We start from the raw sequence: 24156 nt of genomic DNA, 5'->3' as shown, positions 1-24156 counted from the left end.
GACCCCGTCCGCCCGCGCAGCCACCCCACGGCCCGGCCATCACGAGCGGGACCGCCCCAGCAAGGAGCCGGAAGCACCGTGAGCACCCCCGACACACAGTGGCACGGCGATGCGCGGGCACCGGAAGCGGTCACCGAGGAGCCTTGCCGCAAGACGATCCCGCACCAGGCCCCGACCCCCTTGGGCCGCCTCGTCGCCACCGTCGAACGGCTGCGCGGCGAGGTGCAGGCGGCGCACGCCGCCGCGGACGGCAGGGCCCTGGTCGAACTGGCCAAGGGCATCCTGATCGGACAACTCAGCTGCACCCCCGCTGCGGCGGCACGGCAGCTGGACGAGCTGTCCCGCGAGACCGGGCTGTCCCCGCTCGACCTCGCCGCCGACATCGTCAACCAGGCCGCCCGCGACCACGTCAGCGAGGTCGCCGCCGAGTTCGTCGAGCGCACCGGCACGCTCGAACCGGCCAAGCCGTCCACCAGGGTGGCGGTCCGGCTGCGCACCGCCGAGAGCGGGATGCTGGCCGCCGCCGACGACACCCAGGCGGTCGCCGAATCCCTCCTGACGAACGCCCTCAAACCCCTTGGAGCGATCGCCGTCGCCGTGTGGACCGCGGCGCCCGACGGCTCCTTGGCCCTCGCCGGGTACGCCGGATTCCCGCCCGGGGAGGCCGCGCGCTGGCGCCACGTCCCCCCGGGCGTCTCCACCGTCGCCCGCCTCGCCCTGCGCGAGCGCCGCCTGGTCACCCTCGCCCGCCTGCAACGCGAAGGACTGCCCTCGATCGCGCACCTGCACTGGCCCGACGGCGGACGGATGGCCGTACCGGCCGGGACGGGCGGCCGCATCCACGGCGTCCTCGAAATCTGCTGGCCCGGGCCCCTGGCGCCGCAGCCCCCGCAGATCGAGCGCCAGGTCGAAGCCCTCGCCGAACTCTGCGCCCGCACCATGGACACCTCGGCCCCGGGCGATCCCGACCTCCCCGAAGCGGTACTCCCGGACGTCTCCGAGCTGACCGACCTCGCCGAGGGACTGCACGACCCCGCCGTCATCCTCACCCCCGTCCTCGATCCCGAGGGCCGGCTGACCGACTTCCGCATCCGCCACGCCAGCAGCCGCTTCGTCGACCCCGCCGGACGGCAGCGCGCCGACGTGAACGGCGCCCTGCTGCTGGAGGCCTATCCGATGGCCGCCGGCGAGAACGGGCTGTTCGACATCATCGAGCGCGTGCACGCGACCGGCGAACCCTTCAGGGCCGAACGCATGAGCCTGACCGCCCTCGTCGACCAGATCCCGCTGACCTCGGTCGCGGACATCAGCGTCAGCCGGCACGGCGCGGCCGTCCTGCTGATCTGGCGGATCGAGGACGAGACGGCACGCCTGGCCGACCTCCTCCAGCACGCCCAGCGCCTGGGCCGGATCGGCGGCTTCGAGGAGAACCTCGTCACCGGCGAGATCACCTGGAACGCCCAGCTGTACGCGCTGCACGGCCTGTCGGCCGGCGCCCCGCCCGTACCGCTGCGGGAACTGCCCGGCTACGCCCACCCCGACGACTCCGCCGCCCTCGGCCGCTTCCTGCGGGCCGTCCTGAGCTACCGCCGCCCCGCATCCGTCGATCTCCGCCTGCGCAGGTCCGACGGGATCACCCGCCACATCCGCGTCGTCGCCGAGCCCGTCCTCGACGCCGACCGGCGCCTGCACGCCATCCGCGGCGCCTACCAGGACATCTCCGCCCAGCACTGGACCGAAGTCGCCCTGGCCGCGACCCGGGACCAGCTCGCCCACACCGCGGCCGAGTCCGCGGAACGCAACCGCCTCACCCTTCAACTCCAGCACGCCATCATGCCGCCCACCCCGCCGGCCGTCGAAGCCCCGGGCCTGCGCGTGGCCGTCCGCTATCGGCCCGCGGAGTCCGAGTCGCTCGTCGGCGGCGACTGGTACGACACCGTGGTCCTGCCCTCCGGGCTGATCATGCTCTCCGTGGGAGACGTCGCCGGACACGGCATCGAGGCCGCCACCGGCATGGTCGTCCTGCGCAACGCCCTGCGGGGCCTCGCCGTGACCGGCGCGGGCCCCGCCCAACTGCTGTCCTGGCTCAACACGGTCACCCACCACCTGGCGAAGCACGTGACGGCCACCGCCGTCTGCGGGCTCTTCGACCCCCGTACCCGGGTGATGCGCTGGGCGCGCGCCGGGCACCTGCCACCCGTGCTCGTCCGCGGCGGCGAGCCCGAAGTCTTCCCGCTCATCGAGGGCCTGCTCCTCGGAGCCCTGCCGGACGTCACCTACATCGAACGGGAGATCCAGCTGGAACCGGACGACACCCTGCTGATGTTCACGGACGGGCTGGTGGAGCGGCGGGACTCCTCGGTGGAGGACTCCCTGGGCCACCTCGTGAGCGCGGCGGCCTCCGGGGTCGGCGACCTGGACGACCAGTTGGACCGCCTCCTCGCCGAGAGCCGCTCCGACACGGACGACGACACCTGCGTCATCGGAATCCAGGTCGGCTGACCCCGCCGGCCCTCGTCCGGTGCGACGCGTCAGATCCCCGCGACCTTGGCGCTCGCCGACAGCTCGTAGACCAGGGTGACCGTGCGCCGGCCGCCGGGCGGGAGCGCGACGTCCCAGCGCGCGATGCCCTCGGCGTCGACCGCGGCGGGTGCGGGGGAGCAGGCCTCCTTGCGTAGGCGCACCTCCACCGCCGAGACCTCCGAGACCGGGATCCGCTCCCGTACGACGACCACCCGTTCGCCGTGCTCCGCCGGCGCGGAGAACCGGGACAGGTGCAGGCGGACCGTGCGGGTCACCACGGTCCGCTGGGCGATTCCGGCGGTGGTCCGCGACTCCTCGGCCTCCCGGACCACGCTGTGGTCGTCGCAGCTGCCGAAGGCCAGGACGACCGGGGCGCCGGGGGCGGTGAAGTCCAGCGTGCCGCGGCCACCGAACCCGCCCGCCCGGACCAGGTCCACGGGACCGGCGAGCAGCGCGTGGCCGGACCCGTTGTCGAACCGCACCGCCTGGGTGACCTGAGGGGACAGCTCGGGCGAGCAGGCGTACTCGCTGCTCGCGGGCGCGGTGAACGCGGACAGCGGCACCCGGTGGGCGCGCCCGTCACCGGGTACGGAGACCGGTGTGGGCGAGCCCAGCACCCGCGCCTCACCACCGTCGTCCACCCCCGGCAGGCCGAGCACCGGGGCCGGGCCGATGTCCCCGATCGCCTCCTCGCGCAACTCGACGTCGACCGAACGGCGTTCGGCGGCAGTACGGTCGCCCAGCGTCAGCCGGTCCTCGCCGAGCCGCGGCGGATCGGTGGCCAGCGCCGACCGGGCCGTCGACAACGTCAGCCGTACGTCGGACCAGTCCTCGCCCGTGCGCTGCCAGACCATCGCGTCGGTCTCCAGCGTCAGCCGGTCGCCGTCGAGTACGGCCCGGTAGGCGGGACGCCACAGCGCACACGGGGTGAGGTGGCTCAGGCGCAGTCGGACCGGCCCGGCGGCCGAGGCGTCCACGGTCAGCTCGACATGGCCGACCAGCTCGGCGGGTTCCGTCCCGGACCCGGCCATGGCCCGTCGGACCGCATCGAGTTCGGTATCGAGCGAGACCAACCGGGCCTGGGCCGAGCGGAGTTCCTCGCCGAACTCCTCGCGCTCACCGTCCACCCGGTCCAGTTCACGGGCCCAGCGGGGCCCGTCGCTCTCCCCGGAGCCGGCTCCCTCGCCGATGTCCCGCAGCAGATCGGCGGCGAGGCGGCCGAGCACGTCGAGGCGGGCGTGCAGCCGGTCGCGCCGCTGCTCCGCGGCGTACCGCTCGCCTTCCAGTTCGTGGACGCGGCGGCGCAGGGCGGAGTCGTCGGGGGACGGCAGCGGTCCGCCGGGCGTCCAGGTGCGGACCATCCGTACGTCGAGCACGGCCGCCGGGTGATCGGCGGTCAGCTCGGCATGGAGGGTGCGGTCGACGGCCAGTGCGCTGACCGGTCCGAGACGCAGCCGCTGGACGCCGGCCTCCAGGTCCAGCACGGCGGTGCGCTCGACGTGGGCCCGGTCCTCCAGACAGGTGACCGCGGTGACGGGGAGGGCGATCGGCATGGGGGCCGTGGACATGGCTGTGTCAGCTCCTGCGGTTGCCGCCGACCAGGCCCTTGCCGGCCGGGATGCGGATCTCGTAGCCGCCGTCGAGGGCGGTGGTGGCGCCGGCGGGCAGGTCCACCCGCCAGATGCGGGTACCCGGTGCGTGGTGCTCGGGGCCCGCGCCCTCCTCGGGTGCCGTCCAGTCGGCCCGTTCCTCGATCCGGACGTCCGGCTCGGTGGTGACCGGCACCCGCTCGCGGACCTCGACCGTGACGGGCCCGGCGAGCCGGTTGGCGAGCTCCACGTGGACGCGGTGGTCGAGCACGGTGGTGTTGCCCCGCAGGCCCGCGGTCGACTCGTGCAGGTTCGTACGGCGGGTGACCGCGATGCCCTCGGCCGGCCCGAGCCCCACCCGGCGGACACCGCCGGGGGCGAGCGTGGGCAGGGCGGCGGTCAGCAGGAACTGGCCGTCGACGGTGACCTCCACCGGGCCGGCCAGCAGGGCCTGGTCGGTGGCGTTGGAGAGCACCAGCGTCGCGTACACGGTCTGCTCGACGGACGGCACGCAGAGGTACTCGGTGCGCAGACCGAGGGGGATCTCGCCGACGGTGACGGTGTGCCAGGTGCCGTCCGAGGGAATGTCGGCGCGGGCGGCGGCATCGAAGCGGTGGTCGAAGGATCCCGCCGACTCGCGGGGACGCACGGCGTGTCCGGGCAGCGGCAGCGCGGCCACCGCCTCGGCGCGGCGCCGGTGTTCGGCCGCGACCGGGTCGAAGGGGGCGTCCGGGAACAGCCGGCCCCGGCGACCGCTCTGCTCGTCGGGGCCGCACAGGACGAGGGCCGCGTAGTCGAGCTCGGCGCCGCTCGGCCGCGGCGGACCGGCCGGCGGCGTGGGCGGCGGCGGTGCCCCGCCGGGAGCCGCGGGGGCCATCGGTGCGGATGCCAGGGCGGCGGGGCGCGCCCGGCGAAGCCCGCGCCGCCGCCACCCGGCCTGCCGGCGGCCCGTGAGCGGGCCGGTGGTGCGGGGGCGGGCACGGCGGCGCCGAAGCCGGAGGCGCCGTCCGCGCCGCCGGGTACCGGGAATGCAGCGGGCCGCGCGCCGTAACCCTGCGGGGCCGGCGGCGGTGCCGACACCGGTACGGGTACGGGAGCGGGCGGCGGTGGCGGAACGGCACCGGGCGCGGAGCCGGCCCCGACAGCCGGACGCGCGCCGGCCGCCTCGTACCCGGCGAACAGGCCGGCGAGCCCCGCCGGAGGCTCGCGCCAGCCGGACGGTGCGGGGGCGGGCTGACGGCGTCCGATCCGCAGCGAGCGCAGCTTCGGGAGGTCGGTGCGGCGCCGGAGGTCGGCGGTGGCCAGGGCGATGCGTACGCCGGTCCAGTCCTCGCCGGTGCGCTGGGCGACCGAGGCGCGCAGCAGGAGACGGCCGGCGCCGTCGCCCTGACGGTGGGTGAGACGGTAGCCGGGCACCCAGACGGCGCCGGGCACCGCGTACTCCAGCTCCAGCTCCAGCTCCAGCTCCGGTTCCGGTTCCTCCGCGTCCGTGGCGCCGTCGAGGGTCAGCACCGCGCAGACCGTGGTCTCCACGTGCGCCGACGGCGCGTCGGTGGAGGCGCGGGCGAGCCTGTCCGCGGCGACGGAGAGCTCGTGCTCGACGAGGCGCTGCGCCTCCTCCAGTTCGACGAGACGCGCGTGCAGCCGTGTCAGCCGGGCGTCCACGAACTCGGCGAGCTCCAGCCATGCGTCGACCGGGGTGCGGCGGTGCGGGTCCCCGCGCCTGCGCTCCGGCGGCACCGGGTGCAGACCCCTGACCTCCTCGATCAGGACCAGTTGGCGCTCCCGGCGGCCCTGCGCCGCCGCGCACTCCTCGCGCAACCGCACGACCTCGCGCCGCAACGCGTCGGGTGTGCCGGCGCCGAGGGGTTCGGCTTCGACCTCCACCCGGGCCTCGGTGACGCGTACTGCGGGGGTGTTCAGGACACGGGCCCGCAGGGATCCCGGGTCCAGCGAGCGGGGCAGTCCCGTCACCCGCAGCCGGGCGCCGGGCGGCATGCTGCCGCGGACCAGGCGGCGGCAGACCGCCCCCTGCGCGTACACCACGACCGAATCGAGGGTCGAACCCCAGGTCCGTGCCGTCTTGTTCGTCATGTGCCCCGCCCCGCCCCCGTCGCGCCCGTGCTCAGCGAAGCCTACGCCCGAGGGCCGCGCGTCGGTTGCCGGGACCCTTGACGGCCGTCCGGGGCCCTCACATACTGGCGGCCAAATCGATTTGGCCAAATCGATTTGGCTCCCCGTCCAGGGCCGGATCGCGGCTGAACTCATGCGTGTCGAACGCCGATCGGAGCTCGAACGTGTCAAGTCCCCGCCACACCATCCCCGGTACCCAGCAGCCCCCGACGCCGCAGCCGCCCGACTCCCACACCGCCGACCCGGAAGCCACACACCCCCAAGGCGTCCACCCCGTCGACGAGTCCCGCCCCCTCGGCCGGATCCTCCTCTTCGGCATCCAGCACGTCCTCGTCATGGCGGCCACACCGATCTCGGCGATCTTCCTGATGAGCGCCACCCTCCGCCTCGACCCGCGCCTGACCGTCAACCTGCTCTCCGCGGCCTTCGTGCTCTCCGGCGTCGGCTCCCTCATCCAGTCGCTCGGGCCCTGGAAGTTCGGTCCCCGGCTCCCGTTCGTGATGCTGCCGGGCGGCGCGCCCCTCGTGCTCTTCCTCGCCATCGCCGAGCAGCACGGCCTGCGCACGGCCACCGGGGCGGTTATCCTCACCGCGCTCTTCTCCTTCGTCGTCCTCCCCGTCTTCTCGCGGCTGCTGGCCTTCTTTCCCACCCTCGTCATCGGCACGATGATCGTCATCGTGGGCGTCAACCTGGTGAAGGTCGGCGCCGTCCTCGTCACCGGGCGTCCCGGCGAGCCGGGATTCGCCGATCCCGCGCATCTCGGGCTCGGCATGGCCACGATCGGGTTCACCGTCGTCTTCTACCTGGTGTCCACCGGCATCGTGCGCCGGCTCGCCGTCATGCTCGGCCTGCTCGCCGGCACCGCACTGGCGGCAGTCCTCGGCACCGTGGACCTCGGCCGCGCCGCCGACGGCGGCCTGTTCAACGCCCCGCAGCTGCTGCCGTTCGGCTCACCGCGGTTCGACCTCGTGGCCGCGCTGCCGCTGATGCTCTACAGCCTCGCCTCCATGGCGGAGGCCACCGGGCAGACCGTCATCAACGCCGAGGCCGTCGGCAAGGAGATCGACCGGCGCACCGCCGTCCCCAAGACCATCAGGGGCGACGCGCTCACCTCCCTCGCCGGCGGATTCCTCGGACTGCCGCTGATGGTGACGAGCGGCGAGAACATCGGGATCGTCCGCGTCACCGGCGTGCGCAGCCGCTTTGTCACCGCCGCGGCCGGCGTCGTCCTCATCGCCATCGGCTTCCTCGCGCCCGTGACCCGCGCCGTCAGCGTCATCCCGTCCGCGGTCATCGGCGGCACCGCCATGGTCGTGTTCGCCGTCATCACGGTGCTCGGCGTGCAGATGCTCGGCCGCTCGGACCTTGACCAGCACACCAACACGTTCGTCTGCGCCGTCGCCCTCGCGCTCGGCCTGCTGCCCATCCTCATCCCCGGCGTGTACGCGGGCTTCCCGCCGAACCTCCGCATCCTCCTGGAGAGCGGCGTCGCCGTCGGCGCGTTCGTGGCCGCCCTGCTCCATTTCCTCTTCCACCACGTCAGGCCCGGCGTCGCCGCGCGCGTCGCCACAGCCCGTACGGAAAGCGACCGATGAACCAGCTCATCCACGACCACCGCGACCACCGCGACCTCCTTGAAGGCTCCGGCCCGTTCCTCCTCGTACCCGATGCCGTACTGCTGCCCGAAGGCCCCTGCGACGGCACGGCGGTCATCGTCGCCGACGGCACCTTTCGGGCCGTCGGCCCCGCCGAGGAGCTGGGGCGCACGCACCCGGACCTCGAACCCGTACGGCTGCCCGGCCACCTCCTGATGCCCGGCTTCGTCGATGCCCACCACCACCTCACGCAGAGCTTCGGCTCCGCTCTCGCCTACGGGGAGCCGTCGGAGATCTTCCGCCGGGTCTGGGTGCCGCTGGAGGGCGCCCTGGACGAGGAGTCGGCGTACACCGCGGCGAAACTGGCGGCGCTCGAAGCACTACGGGGCGGGTTCACCACCGTCGCCGACGCCGGCAACCGCACCGGCGTGGACGTCGACGTCGTGGCCTCGGCCACCCGCGACGCGGGCATCCGCTGCGTCCTGGGACTCGTCTGCGACGACGCCGGCGCCGCGACGGACGGCCCCTCCGTGTTCGACGCCGCGGGCGAGCACCTGGCCCGGTACGACGGCGACCCGCTCGTCCACGCCTCCCTCGCCGTCTCCGTCCCCGAGGCCGCCACCGACGCCACCCTGCGGGGCACCGCCCGGCTCGCCGCGGAAGCCGGGGCCACCGTGCAGATCCACGTCAACGAGCACCTGGCCGGAGTCGAACGCTCGCTGATACGCCACGGCATGCGCCCGCTGGAGCACCTGCACCACATCGGCGCGCTCGGCCCGCAACTGCTCGCCGCACACGCCACCCTGCTCACCCCCCGCGAGATGACCCTGCTCGCCGACACGGGTACCGCCGTCAGCTACAACCCCGTCGCCAGCGCCTGGAAGGGCAACGCCGTTGCCCCGGCCACCGCCATGGCCGAGCGCGGCATCCGCTTCGGGCTCGGCACCGACGGCACCCGGGGCGACGGGTTCCGGCTCGCCGACGCGGCCGAGTTCGCCCAGCGGATCGCGTACGGCCTGGCCACCGGCGACTCCTCCTGCGGCGCCGGGTGGACCTGGCTCGAACACGCCACCCACGGCGGCGCCGACGCCGTCGGCCTCGCCTCCCGTACCGGCACCGTCGCGGTGGGCCTGGCCGCCGACTTCCTCCTCGTCGACGTCACCAACCCCGAACTCGCGCTGTCCTGGGACCTGCCGTGGGAGCTGGTACGCCGTGGCAACCGCGACCAGATCACCGCCGTGTTCGTCGCGGGCCGGATGCGCCTGTGGCGCGGCCGGCCCACCGGATGGGACGGTCCCGCGCTCGTACGGCGAGCCGCCGAACTGGCCCGCGTCGCCGTGGAACGGGCCCCCATCACCCGGGTCCACCCCACCTCCACGGCCGCCCGTGAGCGGAACACCGCACGATGAACCCCGCGACGCTGACGGTGCTCGCCCTCACCGTGTCCGTGGCCGCCTTCGTCCAGGGCAGCAGCGGGCTCGGCTTCGCCCTGATCGTCGCCCCCGTGGCGGGGATCCTCGATCCGGGCCTGCTCCCGGTGTTCGTCCTGGCGTCGATGGTCCCGCTGAACCTGTACGTCGCCTGGCGCGAGCGGGCCGCGCTGGATCTGCGGGGCGCCGGCTGGATCACCGTCGCCCGGCTCGCCGCGACCCCCGGCGGGCTGGCACTGCTCTGGCTGATCCCGGACCGCAGCCTCGGCCTGTTCGTGGGCATCGCCACCGTCCTGGCGGCGGCGGTGAGCCTCGCCGCACCCGCGTTCACCCCCGGCCGCGCCGCCTACGTCGGGGCGGGCGCGGTGACGGGGCTGACGGAGACCGCGACCGGCGTGGGCGGCCCACCGCTCGCCCTGGTCTACCAGCACCGGCCGCCCGCGGAGCTGCGCGCCACCGTCGCCGTCTGCTTCCTCATCGGTGAAGTGGCTTCGCTGGTACTGCTGTTCGCCACCGGGCAGGGCCGTGTCCAGGACCTGGGCCCGGCCGTCCTGCTGCTTCCGGCGATCGCCGCCGGGGCGTGGCTGAGCCGGCTGGTGCACCACCGCTTGGACGCCCGCAGGATGCGCCTGTTCGTCCTGCTGTTCGCGTTGGTCTCCGGTGTGGTCCTCATGCTGGGGGTGTGATCCGCAGCGAGGAGGCCCGTACGACCAGCCGGGGCGCGGGCGCCGCCGTCACGGGCACGGCGGGCTCCGCCCCGCCCCGCAGCCGTCCCAGCAGCAGCTCCACCGCGTCGGCCGCCGCCCGGTCCAGATGCAGGTCGACGGCGGTGAGCAGCGGATCACAGGTACGGGCGCGCAGTCCGTCGTACCGGGTGACGACCATGACGTCGTCCGGTACGGTCCGCCCGCTGTCCCGGATCGCCCGGACCGCACCGACCGCGAAGGCGTCCACCAGCGCGCAGACGGCGTCGATCCCGGGATGCTCGGCGAGCAGGGCCGCGCAGCGCTCGTATCCGGCCTGCTCGCCGCCCGCCTCGGGGGCGGTCTCCACGACCGGCGGCCAGCCGTGTTCAGCGGCCATGCGTCCGTAGGCTTCGCGCGCGTCGACGGAGGAGTGCCGTTCGCCGGACCCGATGATCAGTGCGGGCCGCTCGGCACCCTGCTCGCGCAGGTGGGCGAGGAGCATCTCGGCGACGAGCCCGCCGCGCAGGTCCACGTACGGAGCCTGCTCGTCCGGGGAGACGGGCCTGCCGAGCGCCACGTACGGCAGCCCGCGCTCCCGCAGCCGGGCCGTGGCGGGGTCGTTCACGTCCGGCTCGACGACGATGGCCCCGTCGATGTCGACGGAGTGCAGCCCGGAACCCGACTGGACGGGCGGTACGAGCACGAGGGCGTAGTCGTGCAGCAGGGCGCTCTCGGCCGCGGCGGCGGCGATCTCCATGTAGAACCCGAGCCGGGAGGGCCCGCCGGCCACCGCGAACGGCATCGAGGAGGCGAGCGCGATGGCCTTGGCCTGCCCGTGCCGCAGCCGCTGGGCGCGGAGGTTGGGCCGGTATCCGAGCTCGACGGCAACCTGCTTGATCCGCTCCCGGGTGCGGGGGTCGACCTTGCCGAGCCCGTTGAGGGCGTGCGAGACCGTCGTGCGCGACACCCCGGCGACGCGCGCGACATCGGCGATCGTCGGAGGCTTGGGGCCGGGACCGGACGCGGGCATCTGCGCGGACTCCTCAGGTGTTGCGGACGGGTGACCCCGCCATCCTCGCCGACCCGCACGACGAAAGCGCCTTCCGGGTCGGCCAATGATCCCCCAGGACCCGCGCCTTCGGCCGCAGGCCGGGCGGGTCCTCTGTCGCGACGGGGGCCCACACGCCACACTGGGGACTCCGGGGCGCAACGCCCCGTCACGAGGAGGTGGTGCGGTGTTGTCGGGAACCCCTGCAGAACAGCCCGCTCCGGTCGTGCGGCCCGAGGTGTGGGAGACCTACGGGCCGGCCGATCTCAGCGCCGTGCCGGTGTTCGCCGGAGGGTTCATCAACTTCGGCTACTGGCAGGCGGTCGATCTCGAACAGCCGCTGTCCCAAGGTGACCGGATCCGCAGCGAGCAGGACCTCTACCGGCACGTACTCGACGCGGTCGGACCCGCGGGCGGTCGGGCCGTGGAGGTCGGCTGCGGTCTCGGCCTCGGGTGCGCCCTTGCCCTGGAGGAGTACGGGCCCACGGAGATGACCGGGGTGGACGTCCACCCCCACCAGCTCCGGCGGGCCCGCGAAGCGAACTCCCTCCTCCTCGAAGCCCGGCCGCCCCGGCTGCGCTTCGTGCTCGGGGCGGCGGAGAGCCTGCCGCTCGGCGAGGCCGAGTTCGACTGCCTGTACAGCGTCGAGGCCGCCCAGCACTTCCCGGACCTGCCCGCGTTCGCCCGCGAGGCGGCGCGGGTACTGCGCCCCGGCGGGCGGGTGGCGATCGCCAGCTTCTTCAGCGTCGACGGTGCGCCCGCGCCGGCGCAGCGGCTCGCGGGGCTGCTCGACTCGTTCGCCAGTGGCCTGGACATCGCCAGGCCCGTTTCCGGCCTCGACGAAGCCTTGACGGACGCCGGTTTCGTCGACGTACGGATCGACTCGATCGGTCCGCAGGTCTGGCCCGGCTGGGACCGCTGGCTCGCGCGCCTCTGGGAGCCGGGCACCTGGCCGCGGAACTTCCTGGCCGCCTGGGAGCAGCAGATCCTGGACTACTACCTGGTCACCGCCACCCGTCCCTAGGCCACACATTCGAGAGGCGAGCAACTCCGACCGCAGGCGCTTCCTTTGGGCCCGGTACCGCTCAAACTCACACACCTCACAGGTCACCTGAGTAGAGTCCGCACCCAACACCGTCCATCGAAGGAGCCCGCATGTCCGCTCAGGAGATTCCCACCCTCAAGTCCCAGTACGCAGAGAAGGTCGCCGCCGACCTCGACCTCAACACCGGCGAGCAGGAGCGCATCCGAGAGGAGATCGCCTCCCTCCAGGGGCGCCTGGCCGGTCTGGAGCAGGACCACGCACTCCTGGTCGGGATGCGGGCGGCCCTGGGTGGCATCGCGACTGCGGTGCCCGCCCCGCGCACCGGCAAGAAGGCCGCGACGACCACCACCGCGACGACCACCACCGCGACGACCACCACCGCGAAGACGACCACCGCGAAGACGACCACCGCGAAGAAGGCGACGGCGAAGAAGTCGACCGGCAGGAAGACGACCGCCGTGAAGGCCGCGGCGAAGGAGCCCGCGAAGGCGAAGGCCGCCACGCCGAAGGAGAAGGCTGCCGCTCCCAAGGAGAAGGCCGTCGCGTCCAAGGAGAAGCAGGTCCCGCTGACCGAGCTGATCCACCGGCACCTGAGCGGCCAGGCGGAGCCGAAGACGGCCCGCGAGATCGCCCAGGCCCTGAAGACCGCGCAGCCGGACCGCAGTGTCAGCGACAACCTGGTGCGCACGACCACCGAACGTCTGGTCGCCCGCAGCCTGGCGGAGCGCGTCAAGCAGGGCGCCACCGTGTACTACACGGCCCTCCCGCACCACGGCGAGGCGGCCGGGGCCCCGGTTGCCGCAGAAGAGGCAGTGGCCGGGAAGGAGACGGAAAACACTCCGGTGCCGGCCACCACCTGACCGTCCCGTACTGCGGGCGCCACCACGCGGTGCTTCCCCGGGCCTGTCGGCTCTGCCTCCGGCCCGGGGGTGCCGAACGAGCCGATCGGAGGCTGCTCCTCAGGCGTTGCGGATGGCCGTCAGCAGACGGGCGCAGCGGCTGCTCATGTCCTGGGCGGACTGGTCGGGGTGGGCGATCCACCAGCCCATGAGGGCGCTGACGGTGCCCGTCCACACGTGCTTGAGGGCGTCGGCGTCGAGGGGGTCCTCGTTGCCGCGGCCGCTGAGCAGCGCCGCGGTGCCCGTCGCGGCGAGTACGTCGACGGCCTCGCGGTGCCGCTGGGCGGCGAGGCGCAGTTCGGAGCCGGGCGGCAAGGTCCTGTCGTAGAGGACGAACCAGGCGTGCCGCCGTTCTTCGAGGGCCGTGAAGAGCCCGGTGAGGACGGCGTGGGGGAGTTGCTCCTCGTCGGTCGCGGCCGGTCCGCGGGACATCGCCTCGTCGATGGCCGCGATGACGCGGGCGGCGATGTGTTCGAGGCAGGCGAGGTAGAGCCCGTCCTTCGAGTCGAAGTAGGCGTAGAGCATCGGCTTCGTCACGCCCACCCTGCGGGCGATCGCGGCCATCGACGCGGATGCGTGCCCGTGCCGGCCGAACTCCTCCAGCGCGGCGGTGAGGATCTGCTCCTCGCGCTCGGCGCGCGGTACGCCCTTCGTCCCCGCCGGTCTGCCCCGGCGCCTGCCCGGCGGCGACGAGGTGGTCGGGGGGCTGCCCGGCGCGGCGCCGGCGCTTGTGGAGTCCATGAAGGGAACTATACGGTGGAGTAAATTACCAAGCGGTAAATTACCGAAGGGTTATATCGCCATGGCCGAGACCGTGCCCGCCGCCCCGCTCACCTCGCCCGGGCGCCGCCGCTCCTGGTGGGGCTGGGGCACCGACGACAAGGCCCTGCCCGACAGCGAGTGCGTCGCCCTCGGCACGCTCGTCCCCGGGGCGGCCGACACCCCGCTGCCCGTACCCGACATCCGGTCCGTCGATCTGCCCAAGGCCCGGGTCACCCCGCCGTCCTCCCTCGCCCACTTGATGTCCGACACCCCGCCGGCCCGGGCCTCCCACACCTACGGCAAGGCCTACCGCGACGTCGTACGGGCTCTGCGCGGCGAACTCGGGGCGGCTCCGGACCAGGTCGCCTTCCCCCGCCGCGAGCAGGACGTCGTGGACGTCCTGGACTGGGCCGAGAGCGCGGACGTGGTCGTCGTGCCCTACGGGGGCGGCAGTTCGGTGGTCGGGGGAGTGGAGTACCGCGGCGACCGGCGCCGCGGCGTGGTGTCCCTGGACCTCGCCGCCCTCGACCGCGTACTGGACATCGACACCGCGAGCAGGGCGGCACGGATCCAGGCTGGCGTGCTCGGACCCGACCTGGAAGCCCAACTACGGCCGCACGGACTGACCCTGCGCCACTTTCCGCAGAGCTTCGAGTTCTCCACCCTCGGCGGCTGGCTGGCGACCCGGGCCGGCGGCCACTACGCCACGCTCCTCACCCACATCGACGACCTGACCGAGTCCCTGCGTGTGGTCACCCCGGTCGGCGTCAACGAGTCGCTGCGCGTGCCCGGTTCGGGTGCGGGCCCGTCCCCCGACCGGCTGTTCCTGGGATCGGAGGGCACGCTGGGGGTGATCACCGAGGCGTGGATGCGGCTCCAGGACCGGCCCCGCCACAAGGCGTCCGCCTCGGTCCTGTTCGACGACTTCGAGGCCGCGGCCGGTGCGGTCCGCGCCATCGCGCAGTCGGGCCTGCACCCGGCCAACTGCCGGCTGCTCGACCCGGGAGAGGCGGCGCTCGCTGGCGTGGCCGGCGGCTGCCGGAGCGTACTGGTCCTCGGGGTGGAGTCCGCGCACTTCCCCGTCGCCGACCGGCTCGCCGAACTGGTCGCCCTGGCGCGGGATCACGGCGGTTCGCCGTCCGTGACCCCGGCCCTGACACCGTCCGCGGCGGGTGGTCCCGCCGATGACTCCGCGGCCGGCGCGTGGCGCTCCGCGTTCCTTCGCATGCCCTACCTGCGTGACGGACTCGCGCGGATGAGCGTGATCAGCGAAACCTTCGAAACGGCCTGCACCTGGGACCGTGCCGGGGCTCTGTACGAGGCCGTGCACCGGGACCTGGGCGCCGTCGTACGCAGGGTCACCGGCGCCGAGGGGATGATCAACTGCCGTTTCACCCACGTCTACCCGGACGGCCCCGCCCCCTACTTCACCGTCATAGCCCCGGCGAGGCGAGGCTCGGAGGTCGCGATGTGGGACGAGATCAAGGCCGCCGCGATGGACGTGCTCGGCGCACACGGGGTGACCGTCACCCACCACCACGCCGTCGGCCGCGACCACCGCCCCGGATACGACCGGCAGCGCCCGGAGCCGTTCGCCCGGGCGCTGCGGGCCGCGAAACACGCACTCGACCCGGCAGGGATCCTGAACCCCGGAGTTCTCTTCGACGGGGAGCGGAGCTGAGCGGACGGCGCACCCGCTGCGGGCTGCACGGTTGCGCCTTGCCGGTCCGGCGCCGCCGAAACCTCGTACGCCTGCGGAAGGACTGCACGGTCGGAGACGGGTAGGCGCCGCCCATGGACCGAGCCGCGTTGTTCGACGTCGACGGGACGCTCGCCGACACCAATCATCTGCATGGCGTGTGCTGGTGGGAGGCACTGCGCCAGGCCGGCCACGACGTCTCCGTGCACGCCATCCACCGGGCGACCGGCCTGCCGGGCGAGGACCTGCTCGCCCACCTGCTGGGCGACGGCCGGGACACCGGCGAAGACGATGTGCTCAGCACCGCGCACGACACCCTCTACGGCACCTTCTTCGACCGGCTGCCCCGCATCGAGGCGGCGGACGAACTGCTGCGCACCCTCGACCGGCGCGGCTGGCGCGTCGTCCTCGTCACCTCAGCCGGCAGCGAGGAACTCGGCCGGTGACCCGGCGTGCACGATTCCCACGGCCGGCCGTCAGCCGCGCCGCCGCCATTCCTCCGCCAGCAGCCGGTAGGAGCGGACCCGGTCCGCGTGCCGGTGGGTGATCGTCGTGATCAGCAGTTCGTCGGCGCCGGTCGCCTCCCGCAGCCGTTCCAGATGGTCGGCGACGGTGCGGGGTGAGCCCACGAACCGGGTCTCCACCCGGTCCGCCACCAGCTTGCGGTCCTCCTCCGACCAGGGAAGGGTGCGCGCCTCGGCAGGCGTCGGATAGGGGATCGCACCCTCGGCCGTGCGGATGCTGCGTACCCACGGCCCGTACCCGGTGGCCAGCTCGTGGGCCGTCTCCTCGTCCTCGGCGACCACCACGTCGGCGGAGACCGTCACGTACGGCCGGTCCAGCTCCGCGGACGGTTTGAAGGCGGCCCGGTACCCTTCGGCGGCCTCCAGCACCGTGGCCGGGCTGACGTGGTAGTTCGCCGCGAAGCGCAGCCCGTTGCGGCCCGCCGTCTCCGCGCTCACCCCACCGCTGCTGCCCAGGATCCACACCTGTACGTCGGCCCCCTCGCCGGGAACGGCGTGCGCCTCCACGCCCTCCGGCGTGCGGTACTCGCCGCGCAGCAGCGCGAGGACGTCGTCGACCTGCTCGGAGTAGTCCTGCGGCTGCGCGCCGGGCAGGTTGAGCAGCTTCTGTTGGAGCGCCACCCGCGGATGGCCCAGCAGGTGGGCGAAGGAGAACCGGTCCGGGATGCGCAGCCCGTTCGGGGTGTACCCGCCGGTGACCTGGGTGGCCGGGGCGGGCTCGCCCCCGTCCTCCACCGGGCGGCGGCGCTGCGGCGGCCCCGCCGAGCGGCCCAGCCCCAGGTCCAGGCGGCCGGGGTGCAGCGCGTCGATGAGGCCGAACTCCTCCACCGTCGACAGCGCGGTTCGGTGCCCGAGCTGGACGGCGCCGGAACCGAGCCGGATGGTGCTGGTCGCGGACGCGGTCAGGGCCAGGACCACCGCCGGGGAGGTCCCGGCGACGCCCGGATTGAGGTGGTGCTCGGCGAACCAGTAGCGCGTGTAGCCGAACTCCTCGGTACGGCGGGCCAGGTCGATGCTGTTGGTGAGGGCCTCGGCGGCGGTCGAACCGGACGCGACCGGGACGAGGTCGAGGACCCCGAGGGGGATTCCGGACATGGCCTGGCTCCTTACAGATCGGGGAACGACGGGTCGGGTATCTCCCGGCGCAGCACCGGGGCGATCTCCGACTGGAAGAGTTCGAGGGAGGCTCGGTGCTCCGCCTCCCGGAGCCCGCCCGCCTCGGCCTGCAGGTGCAGGACGGTGTGGCCGAACTCCGCGTGGTAGCGGTGGACCTTCTCGATCACCTGCTGAGGGCTGCCGATCAGCGCCGAGCTGCGCTCGGCGAAGTCCTCCAGGGTCGCGAACACAGGCTCCACGCCCTGCGCGCGGTGCGCCGCGAGGTACCGGGCGAAGGCCGGCCGGTACGCGGCGACGGCCCGCTGCGAGGTGCGTGCCGCGTGGTAGCCGGCCGTGCCCGCGCCGACGACGGCACGGGCCGGGTCGTGCCCGTAGTGCTCCCAGCGCTCCCGGTAGTGGCGGACCAGTTCCGCGTACGGACCGATGGGGTGGGTGACGTTCGCCGAGAACAGCGGGTCCCCGTACCGTGCCGCCAGATCCACCGACTCCCGGCTCGTCGCGCTGCCGTGCCAGACGCGCAGGGTGCGCTGGTGCGGCCGCGGCAGCACCTCCGCTCCGGACAGCGCGGGGCGGAAGCGCGGCTCGGCGCTGACCTTGTCCTCGCGCCAGATCCGCCGGAACAGCTCGTAGCTCTCGGCGTTGCGCTCCCACTGGTCCTCGGGGGTCACGTGGAACAGCTCGCGCTGGGCCGTGCCGTTGCCCTTGCCAATCATCAGTTCGAGGCGGCCGTCGGAGAGATGGTCCAGGGTCGCGTAGTCCTCGTACGCCCGGACCGGGTCCAGCAGGCTCAGCGTGGTGACGGCGGTGAACAGGCGGATCCGCCGGGTCAGCGCCGCGATGTGGCTGAGCACCACGGGCGGTGAGGACGAGAGGAACGGCCGTTCGTGGCGCTCACCGACGCCGAACCCGTCGAAGCCGAGCTCCTCCGCGAGCAGCGCGCTCGCGACGACCTCGCGGAACCGTTCCCGGGTGGGGGCGCCAGCGCCCGTCACCGGGTCCGTGTTGTCGGTGATCAGGGTGATGGCCAGGAACTTCACGAGGCCGCTGCCCGTCGGGCGGAGTCCGTCTGTGGCACCGCGAGGCCGAGGTGGTCGCGCAGGGTGGTGCCTTCGTACTCGCTGCGGAAGACCCCGCGCTCCTGGAGCAGCGGGACGACGGTGTCGGCGAAGGTGTCGAGGCCGCCCGGGGTGATGTGGGGGACCAGGATGAAGCCGTCGGCCGCGTCCGCCTGCACCAGTGTGTCGATCTGCTCGGCGACGGTCGCCGCGGAGCCGACGAAGGTCTGGCCGGAAGCCGTGGCGATGACCAGTTCCCGGATCGAGAGGTTCTTGGCCTCGGCGAGCGCGCGCCACTGCCGGGCGGTCTCCAGCGGGTCGCGGAACTGGCGCACGCTCGCCCGGCCGAGGGCGATGGTGTTCTCGCCGGTCACGGGGTCGATGTCAGGCAGGGGGCCGTCGGGGTCGTAGCCGGACAGGTCGCGGTTCCAGACGTGTTCGAGGTACTTGATCGCGGTCTGCCCGCTGACCTGGAGGCGGCGCACCTCGTGGGCGCTCTCGCGGGCCTCGGCGTCGGTGTCGCCGAGGACGAAGGTGGCCGCGGGCAGGATCTTCAACTGGTCGTGCGTACGCCCGTACTTCGCGAGGCGGCGTTTGACGTCGGCGTAGAACGCCCTGCCCTCGTCGAGGGTCCCGTACCGGCCGAAGATCGCGTCGGCGTCGGAGGCGGCGAACTCGCGGCCCTCGTCGGAGTCGCCCGCCTGGAAGATCACCGGACGGCCCTGCGGGCTGCGCGGCACGTTGAACCGGCCCTCGATGTCGAACTGCGGGCCCTTGTGGGCGAAGGCCCCGGCCCGGGCGTCGCGCAGGAAGGTGCCGGATCCGGCGTCGGCGACGATCTCGCCGCCGTCCCAGGAGTCGAACAGCTCGTGCGCGGTGGCCAGGAACTCCTTGGCCCGGCTGTAGCGCTCCTCCCGGGGCAGGAAGCCCCCGCGCCGGAAGTTCTCGCCGGTGAACGCGTCCCAGGAGGTGACCACGTTCCAGGCGGCCCTGCCGTCCGACAGGTGGTCCAGGGAGGCGAACTGGCGGGCCACCTCGTAGGGCTCGTTGAAGGTGGAGTTGATGGTGCCGGTCAGCCCGAGGCGGTCGGTGACGGCCGCGAGGGCGGCCAGCACGGTGAAGGTGTCGGGCCGGCCGACGACGTCCAGGTCGTAGATCTGCCCGCCCTGTTCGCGCAGGCGCAGCCCCTCGGCGAGGAAGAGGAAGTCGAACTTCGCGCGCTCCGCGGTCCGGGCGAAGTGGACGAAGGAATCGAAGTCGATGTGGCTGCCGGCCGCCGGGTCGCTCCAGACGGTGGTGTTGTTGACGCCCGGGAAGTGGGCCGCGAGGTGGATCTGCTTGAGCGGCTTGGCGGTCATGGTGCGTCCTTCCGGAGGCGGAGGCGGAGGCGGAGGCGGAGGAGAGGAGAGGGCGGGCGTCAGGCGGCCGGGAGCGTGGCCGCGGCGTAGCGGTTCGCGGGCCGGTCGAGTCCCAGCAGGCCGCGCAGGGTGTCGGCCTCGTACTCCCGGCGGAACAGGCCCCGCCGCTGGAGCTCCGGCACCAGGGCTCGGGTGATGGCGGGCAGGTCGTGGGCGATGACCGCGGGCCGCAGCAGGAAACCCGACAGACCCGCCTCCCGGCGCTCCTGGACCAGATCGGCCAACTGCCCCGACGTACCGGTGAACACGGCGGTGTCACCGTCGTACGGGTCGCGCGCGGCCTCGTCGAGGCGGCCGCGGCGGTCTGCCGCCGCTGCGGCGGTCTCGTCGAGGAACACGGTCAGCTCCCCGAAGAGGTGCAGCGGCCGCTCGCCGAGCCCCGCCGAGGCGCGCAGCCCGCGGACGGCGGTGACGGCCGCCCGCGTCTGCTCGGTGTCGCGGGCCACGAGGTGCCCGATGTCGGCGGACCGGGCGATGAGCCCGTACGCCGCGCTGTCGGTGGCACGCGCGCTCACGACGGGCTGGCCCTGGGGCGGGCGCGGGGTGATCGAAGGGCCCCGCACGCTGAAGTGGCGGCCCTCGAAGTCGATGTGGTGGAGCTTGTCGCGGTCCACGAACCGGCCCGTGGCCACGTCGCGGATCTCCGCGCCGTCCTCCCAGCTGTCCCACAGGCGCCGGACCACCTCGACGTGGTCAGCGGCCTCCTCGTGCAGCGCGTCCTCCGCGAGCGGTGCGGGGCGCCGGCCGAAGTGCCGCTCCTCGTACGGGAGCCCGGAGACCTGTACGTGCAGGCCGGCGCGGCCGCGGCTGACGTGGTCGAGGGTGGCCACGGCCTTGGAGATGTGGAAGGGCTCGGTATGGGTGGTGGTCACGGCCCCCACGAGCCCGATGCGGCGGGTCAGGGGCGCCACCCGGGCGGCGGTGAGGATCGCGTCGAGCCGGCCGCGGACCCGGTCCGTGCGCTCGTCGTGGCCACCGGGGGAGGAGGACTGGAGGGCGAGCCCGTCCTCGAAGGTGACGAAGTCGAGCAGCCCGGCCTCGGCCTCCGCGACGAGGCCGGCCCAGTAGCGGGCGGTGAACAGCTCGGCGGGCCGGGCCCCCGGCTCGCGCCAGGCGGCCGCGTGCGCGCCCGCGCCGTCCAGCGAGACGGCGAGGTGCAGTGGTGCGGAATCGGAAGCGGGCATGGTGAATGACGCCTTCCTGATCGGCGTGCGGAAATGGGAGGCCGATGCGGGGTGGGCGAATTCAACCCGTCATCAAATTCTCCCGAAAAACGCTACGCCGGGCGGCGGCGCCACTCAATGACCGGAGTATTAAGAGGACTTGGCAGTCGTGTTGCCCAGCCCGCCGGATGCCGACGCGCGGGGCCGGAAGTGGATCGGGGCCTGGAAGCGGGCCTCTACCCGTCCATCGACGCGCTGCGCGCGGTCGCCGGCGGCGGCTTCACCACGGCTCCGCCGGTCCCGTCACCCCGGGTGCCCCGCAGTGGGTGGCCCAGTCCACCCCCACGGCGCGACCCGCCGGTGTCAGCCGCGGGCCGCAGCGGACGGGCCCTCGACGGGATAGGGGACGAAGGTGCTGCTGTTCTCGTCCACGGCCAGCACCCGGCCGAGCGGCGGCACCGCACGCTGCGGGCAGTCCAGGCGTTCGCAGAGCCGGCAGCCCATCCCGATCGGGGTCGCGGCCGCCGAGTTGTCGAGGTCGAGCCCGTCCGCGTAGACGAGCCGGGAGGCGTGCCGGATCTCGCAGCCCAGCCCGATGGCGAAGGTCTTGCCGGGCTCGCCCCAGCCGCCGCGGTGCCGGGTGACGGCGCGCGCGGTCCACAGGTACCGCTGCCCGTCGGGCATGGCGGCGACCTGGACGTGGATGCGGCCGGGGGCGGTGAAGGCCTCGTACACGTTCCACAGCGGGCAGGTGCCGCCGGCCCGGGAGAAGTGGAACCCCGTGGCCGACTGCCGCTTGGACATGTTCCCGGCCCGGTCCACCCGGACGAAGGAGAACGGAACCCCGCGCAGCCTGGGGCGTTGCAGGGTGCTGAGGCGGTGGCAGACCGTCTCGTAGCCGATGCCGAAGTGGTCGGTGAGCCGCTCGATGTCGTACCGGAACTCCTCGGCGGCCGTGTGGAAGGCCGTGTACGGGAGGATCAGCGCGGCGGCGAAGTAGTTGGCGATGCCGATCCGGGCCAACGGGTGCGCAGCCGACCCGGCCGGGAAGTCCTCGGCTGCCAGCCGGTCCAGTGCGTCCCCGTACTCCAGGAGGGCCAGCTGCGTGGCCATCCGGAAGGCCTGCTGGCCGGGCCGGAGCCGGTTCGAGAGGTGCAGGACCCGGGCGTCGGCGTCGTAGTGGTGCAGCCGGTCGCAGTCCGCGGCGATCCTGACGCCGTGCCGGCCGGTCAGGCGCCGGGTCAGGGCGCGGATGACGTCCCCGGGGCGAACACCGATCTCACGGGCCAACTCCTCGGCGGCGAGATCGGTGTCGTGGAGGTAGTTCTGCCGCCGGTAGAAGAACTCGCGGATCTCCTCGTGCGGCGAGCGCGGCGCCTCGGTCACACCTCCACGGCCCTCGGCCGCGTCGGTGAGCCGCTCCGCGAGGAGCTGGCTGCGCCGGCCCAGTTCCAGCAGGACCGAGGCGACCGCCGGCATCCGGGTGGCGAGTTCGGCCAGATCGGAGGCGGAGACGCGGGCTTCGGCGACCTCCTTGGCGAGCGCCTCGCGCAGGTCCGCGACCATGCGGCCGGTGTCCCGCTCCGAGAAGAACCCCGGATCCACCCCGAAGGCCTCGGTGAGGCGCAGCAGCACCGGAACGGTCAGCGGGCGGGAGTCGTGCTCCATCTGGTTCAGGTAGCTGGGCGAGATCCCCAGCACCCTGGCCAGGTCGGCCTGCGTCATCCGCCGCTCCTCGCGCAGCCTCCGCAGCCGCGCGCCCGCGTACGTCTTGCTCACCGGACTCCTCCACCGTCGGACAGGCTCCGCAGCATACGTGGACCTCGTTCACCACGGGCCTTCGCAAACTTGGCAATTTCAGCCTCGAAGATTCGCAAAGCTTGGCAGATGTACCTCCTTGATGGCACCCAGTGCCAGTGTCAGAGTCGGTCCTGCGGCCAGCAGGAACCGGTGGCCGGGACGGACCTCGGATCTCCGACTCACGCCCTGATTTCTGGGGTTTCTCAGGCACGGAGTGCCAATGCGTGAATCCCCTACTGGGGCCATTGGCAAGACAAGCGACGGACGGAAGCGAAACGGTGACGGTCATGGCAGAGGCGAACACGACGGCGGCGGCCGAGCAGCTCAAGCAGCGCTGGGCCGAGGACCCGCGGTGGGCGGGCATCGAGCGCACCTACACGGCCGAGGACGTGGTCCGGCTGTCCGGCAGCGTCCGCGAGGAGCACACCCTGGCCCGGCGCGGCGCCGAGCGCCTGTGGCGGCAACTGCACGAGCAGGACTACATCCACGCGCTCGGCGCGCTGACCGGCGGCCAGGCCGTACAGCAGGTGCGGGCCGGGCTCCAGGCGATCTACCTGTCCGGCTGGCAGGTGGCGGCCGACGCCAACCAGGCCGGGCACACCTACCCCGACCAGAGCCTCTACCCGGTCAACTCCGTTCCCCAGGTGGTGCGTCGGATCAACAACGCGCTGCTGCGCGCCGACCAGATCGCCACCGCCGAGGGCGGCGCCGACACGACGGACTGGCTGGCCCCGATCGTCGCGGACGCGGAGGCCGGCTTCGGCGGCCTGCTGAACGCCTTCGAGCTGACCAAGGCGATGATCGCGGCGGGCGCGGCCGGCATCCACTACGAGGACCAGCTCGCCTCCGAGAAGAAGTGCGGCCACCTCGGCGGCAAGGTCCTCGTCCCGACCTCGCAGCACATCCGCACCCTCAACGCGGCCCGCCTGGCGGCCGACATCGCGGACACCCCGACGCTGATCATCGCCCGTACGGACGCCCTCGCCGCAACCCTGCTGACCAGCGACGTCGACGAGCGCGACGCCGAGTTCTGCACCGGCGAGCGGACCGCCGAGGGCTTCTACCACGTTCTGGGCGGCATGGCCCCGGTCATCGCCCGCGGGCTCGCGTACGCCCCGTACGCTGACCTGATCTGGGTGGAGACCGGCACCCCGGACCTGGAGCAGGCCCGCGAGTTCGCCGAGGCGATCCACGCCCGGTACCCGGACCAGATGCTCGCCTACAACTGCTCGCCGTCCTTCAACTGGAAGGCGGCCCTGGACGACGACCAGATCGCCAAGTTCCAGCGGGAGTTGGGGGCCATGGGCTACCGCTTCCAGTTCATCACGCTGGCCGGCTTCCACTCGCTCAACCACGGCATGTTCGACCTGGCCCGCGGCTACGCCGAGCACGGCATGACCGCGTACGTCGACCTCCAGGAGCGGGAGTTCGCCGCCCAGGCGCAGGGCTTCACCGCGGTCAGGCACCAGCGCGAGGTCGGCACCGGCTACTTCGACCTGGTCTCCACCGCCGTCAACCCGGCCTCCTCCACCACCGCGCTCGCCGGCTCCACCGAAGAAGAGCAGTTCCACTAGGAGAGGGGCGCCCTGGGAGTGCGGCGCCGATCCCACCCGGCGCCTTGCGCCCGCCGTCCGACGGTGTCCGGGGCCCTTGCGGCCCCGGGCGGCGACC

General features: G+C 73.4%; 18 protein-coding genes and 1 pseudogene. 9 read left to right on the top strand and 10 right to left on the bottom strand.

Annotated features, from left to right (window positions below):
* Positions 1-78: 78 nt before the first annotated feature.
* Positions 79-2502, top strand: coding sequence for a SpoIIE family protein phosphatase (locus tag OG509_RS02975; RefSeq protein WP_406179839.1), 2424 nt, complete (start codon positions 79-81; stop codon positions 2500-2502).
* Between the two features lie 29 nt (positions 2503-2531).
* Here the strand turns inward: OG509_RS02975 and OG509_RS02970 are convergent, their stop codons facing one another.
* The 3 genes and pseudogenes from OG509_RS02970 to OG509_RS02960 form a co-directional block, all read right to left on the bottom strand.
* A complete protein-coding gene (locus tag OG509_RS02970) occupies positions 2532-4091 on the bottom strand; it encodes a mucoidy inhibitor MuiA family protein (protein ID WP_406179838.1) in 1560 nt (519 codons plus the stop codon).
* A gap of 7 nt (positions 4092-4098) precedes the next feature.
* Positions 4099-4989 (bottom strand): DUF4139 domain-containing protein, encoded by an 891-nt coding sequence (locus tag OG509_RS02965; RefSeq protein ID WP_406179836.1) that lies wholly within the window; start codon positions 4987-4989, stop codon positions 4099-4101.
* Between the two features lie 389 nt (positions 4990-5378).
* Positions 5379-6110, bottom strand: a pseudogene (locus OG509_RS02960) (DUF4139 domain-containing protein); the annotation flags it as partial.
* 299 nt (positions 6111-6409) lie between these two features.
* On the opposite strand from OG509_RS02960, the gene OG509_RS02955 reads away from it, so the two are divergent.
* The 3 genes from OG509_RS02955 to OG509_RS02945 are packed head-to-tail and all read left to right on the top strand — an operon-like array spanning position 6410 to position 9956.
* A complete protein-coding gene (locus OG509_RS02955) occupies positions 6410-7840 on the top strand; it encodes a uracil-xanthine permease family protein (RefSeq protein WP_406179834.1) in 1431 nt (476 codons plus the stop codon).
* Positions 7837-9249 (top strand): amidohydrolase family protein, encoded by a 1413-nt coding sequence (locus OG509_RS02950; protein WP_406179832.1) that lies wholly within the window; start codon positions 7837-7839, stop codon positions 9247-9249. The genes OG509_RS02955 and OG509_RS02950 overlap by 4 nt, the downstream gene beginning before the upstream one ends.
* Positions 9246-9956 (top strand): TSUP family transporter, encoded by a 711-nt coding sequence (locus OG509_RS02945; protein WP_406179831.1) that lies wholly within the window; start codon positions 9246-9248, stop codon positions 9954-9956. The genes OG509_RS02950 and OG509_RS02945 overlap by 4 nt, the downstream gene beginning before the upstream one ends.
* On the opposite strand, the gene OG509_RS02940 is transcribed toward OG509_RS02945, so the two are convergent.
* Complete coding sequence (locus OG509_RS02940; RefSeq protein ID WP_406179829.1) at positions 9940-10986, bottom strand: substrate-binding domain-containing protein; 1047 nt, start codon at positions 10984-10986, stop codon at positions 9940-9942. The genes OG509_RS02945 and OG509_RS02940 overlap by 17 nt on opposite strands.
* A gap of 205 nt (positions 10987-11191) precedes the next feature.
* On the opposite strand from OG509_RS02940, the gene OG509_RS02935 reads away from it, so the two are divergent.
* Complete coding sequence (locus tag OG509_RS02935; protein WP_406179828.1) at positions 11192-12028, top strand: class I SAM-dependent methyltransferase; 837 nt, start codon at positions 11192-11194, stop codon at positions 12026-12028.
* A 131-nt stretch (positions 12029-12159) separates the two neighbouring features.
* Positions 12160-12909, top strand: coding sequence for a hypothetical protein (locus OG509_RS02930; protein ID WP_406179826.1), 750 nt, complete (start codon positions 12160-12162; stop codon positions 12907-12909).
* A gap of 99 nt (positions 12910-13008) precedes the next feature.
* Here OG509_RS02930 and OG509_RS02925 read toward each other — a convergent pair whose 3' ends face one another.
* On the bottom strand, positions 13009-13689 hold the full coding sequence (locus OG509_RS02925; protein WP_406179824.1) for a TetR/AcrR family transcriptional regulator: 681 nt from the start codon (positions 13687-13689) through the stop codon (positions 13009-13011).
* A 61-nt stretch (positions 13690-13750) separates the two neighbouring features.
* Here OG509_RS02925 and OG509_RS02920 point away from each other — a divergent pair, with 61 nt between their 5' ends.
* Entirely contained in the window at positions 13751-15391 is a 1641-nt protein-coding gene (locus OG509_RS02920; protein WP_406179823.1) for an FAD-binding oxidoreductase, read from the top strand.
* Between the two features lie 113 nt (positions 15392-15504).
* On the top strand, positions 15505-15855 hold the full coding sequence (locus tag OG509_RS02915; protein WP_406179821.1) for an HAD family hydrolase: 351 nt from the start codon (positions 15505-15507) through the stop codon (positions 15853-15855).
* Between the two features lie 30 nt (positions 15856-15885).
* Here the strand turns inward: OG509_RS02915 and OG509_RS02910 are convergent, their stop codons facing one another.
* From OG509_RS02910 to OG509_RS02890, 5 genes are all read right to left on the bottom strand, one after another.
* A complete protein-coding gene (locus OG509_RS02910; RefSeq protein WP_406179819.1) occupies positions 15886-17028 on the bottom strand; it encodes an LLM class flavin-dependent oxidoreductase in 1143 nt (380 codons plus the stop codon).
* Positions 17029-17039: 11 nt separating this feature from the next.
* Positions 17040-18086, bottom strand: a complete 1047-nt coding sequence (locus tag OG509_RS02905) for an LLM class flavin-dependent oxidoreductase (RefSeq protein WP_406179817.1) — start codon at positions 18084-18086, stop codon at positions 17040-17042.
* The gene (locus tag OG509_RS02900) at positions 18083-19462 is read right to left on the bottom strand and encodes an NtaA/DmoA family FMN-dependent monooxygenase (RefSeq protein ID WP_406179815.1); all 1380 of its coding nucleotides are present in this window, start codon (positions 19460-19462) and stop codon (positions 18083-18085) included. The genes OG509_RS02905 and OG509_RS02900 overlap by 4 nt, the downstream gene beginning before the upstream one ends.
* A 59-nt stretch (positions 19463-19521) precedes the next feature.
* On the bottom strand, positions 19522-20706 hold the full coding sequence (locus OG509_RS02895) for an LLM class flavin-dependent oxidoreductase (protein WP_406179813.1): 1185 nt from the start codon (positions 20704-20706) through the stop codon (positions 19522-19524).
* A 342-nt stretch (positions 20707-21048) separates the two neighbouring features.
* Positions 21049-22464 carry a short-chain fatty acyl-CoA regulator family protein gene (locus tag OG509_RS02890; protein WP_406179811.1) on the bottom strand — a complete coding sequence of 472 codons (1416 nt, stop codon included), beginning with the start codon at positions 22462-22464 and terminating at the stop codon, positions 21049-21051.
* A gap of 308 nt (positions 22465-22772) precedes the next feature.
* Here OG509_RS02890 and aceA point away from each other — a divergent pair, with 308 nt between their 5' ends.
* Positions 22773-24059, top strand: a complete 1287-nt coding sequence (gene aceA, locus OG509_RS02885) for an isocitrate lyase (RefSeq protein ID WP_406179810.1) — start codon at positions 22773-22775, stop codon at positions 24057-24059.
* Positions 24060-24156 lie beyond the last annotated feature (97 nt).

This window comes from Streptomyces sp. NBC_01006 (assembly GCF_045162725.1).
Lineage (GTDB): Bacteria > Actinomycetota > Actinomycetes > Streptomycetales > Streptomycetaceae > Streptomyces.
This window is presented reverse-complemented; position numbering and strand designations above follow the sequence as displayed.

Bases quoted from the DNA above. Each gene is read 5' to 3' on its own strand.
- OG509_RS02970 (WP_406179838.1), bottom strand. From the start codon at position 4,091: ATGTCCACGGCCCCCATGCCGATCGCCCTCCCCGTCACCGCGGTCACC.
- OG509_RS02965 (WP_406179836.1), bottom strand. From the start codon at position 4,989: ATGGCCCCCGCGGCTCCCGGCGGGGCACCGCCGCCGCCCACGCCGCCG.
- OG509_RS02950 (WP_406179832.1), top strand. From the start codon at position 7,837: ATGAACCAGCTCATCCACGACCACCGCGACCACCGCGACCTCCTTGAA.
- OG509_RS02945 (WP_406179831.1), top strand. From the start codon at position 9,246: ATGAACCCCGCGACGCTGACGGTGCTCGCCCTCACCGTGTCCGTGGCC.
- OG509_RS02940 (WP_406179829.1), bottom strand. From the start codon at position 10,986: ATGCCCGCGTCCGGTCCCGGCCCCAAGCCTCCGACGATCGCCGATGTC.
- OG509_RS02930 (WP_406179826.1), top strand. From the start codon at position 12,160: ATGTCCGCTCAGGAGATTCCCACCCTCAAGTCCCAGTACGCAGAGAAG.
- OG509_RS02925 (WP_406179824.1), bottom strand. From the start codon at position 13,689: ATGGACTCCACAAGCGCCGGCGCCGCGCCGGGCAGCCCCCCGACCACC.
- OG509_RS02920 (WP_406179823.1), top strand. From the start codon at position 13,751: ATGGCCGAGACCGTGCCCGCCGCCCCGCTCACCTCGCCCGGGCGCCGC.
- OG509_RS02915 (WP_406179821.1), top strand. From the start codon at position 15,505: ATGGACCGAGCCGCGTTGTTCGACGTCGACGGGACGCTCGCCGACACC.
- OG509_RS02910 (WP_406179819.1), bottom strand. From the start codon at position 17,028: ATGTCCGGAATCCCCCTCGGGGTCCTCGACCTCGTCCCGGTCGCGTCC.
- OG509_RS02900 (WP_406179815.1), bottom strand. From the start codon at position 19,462: ATGACCGCCAAGCCGCTCAAGCAGATCCACCTCGCGGCCCACTTCCCG.
- OG509_RS02895 (WP_406179813.1), bottom strand. From the start codon at position 20,706: ATGCCCGCTTCCGATTCCGCACCACTGCACCTCGCCGTCTCGCTGGAC.
- aceA (WP_406179810.1), top strand. From the start codon at position 22,773: ATGGCAGAGGCGAACACGACGGCGGCGGCCGAGCAGCTCAAGCAGCGC.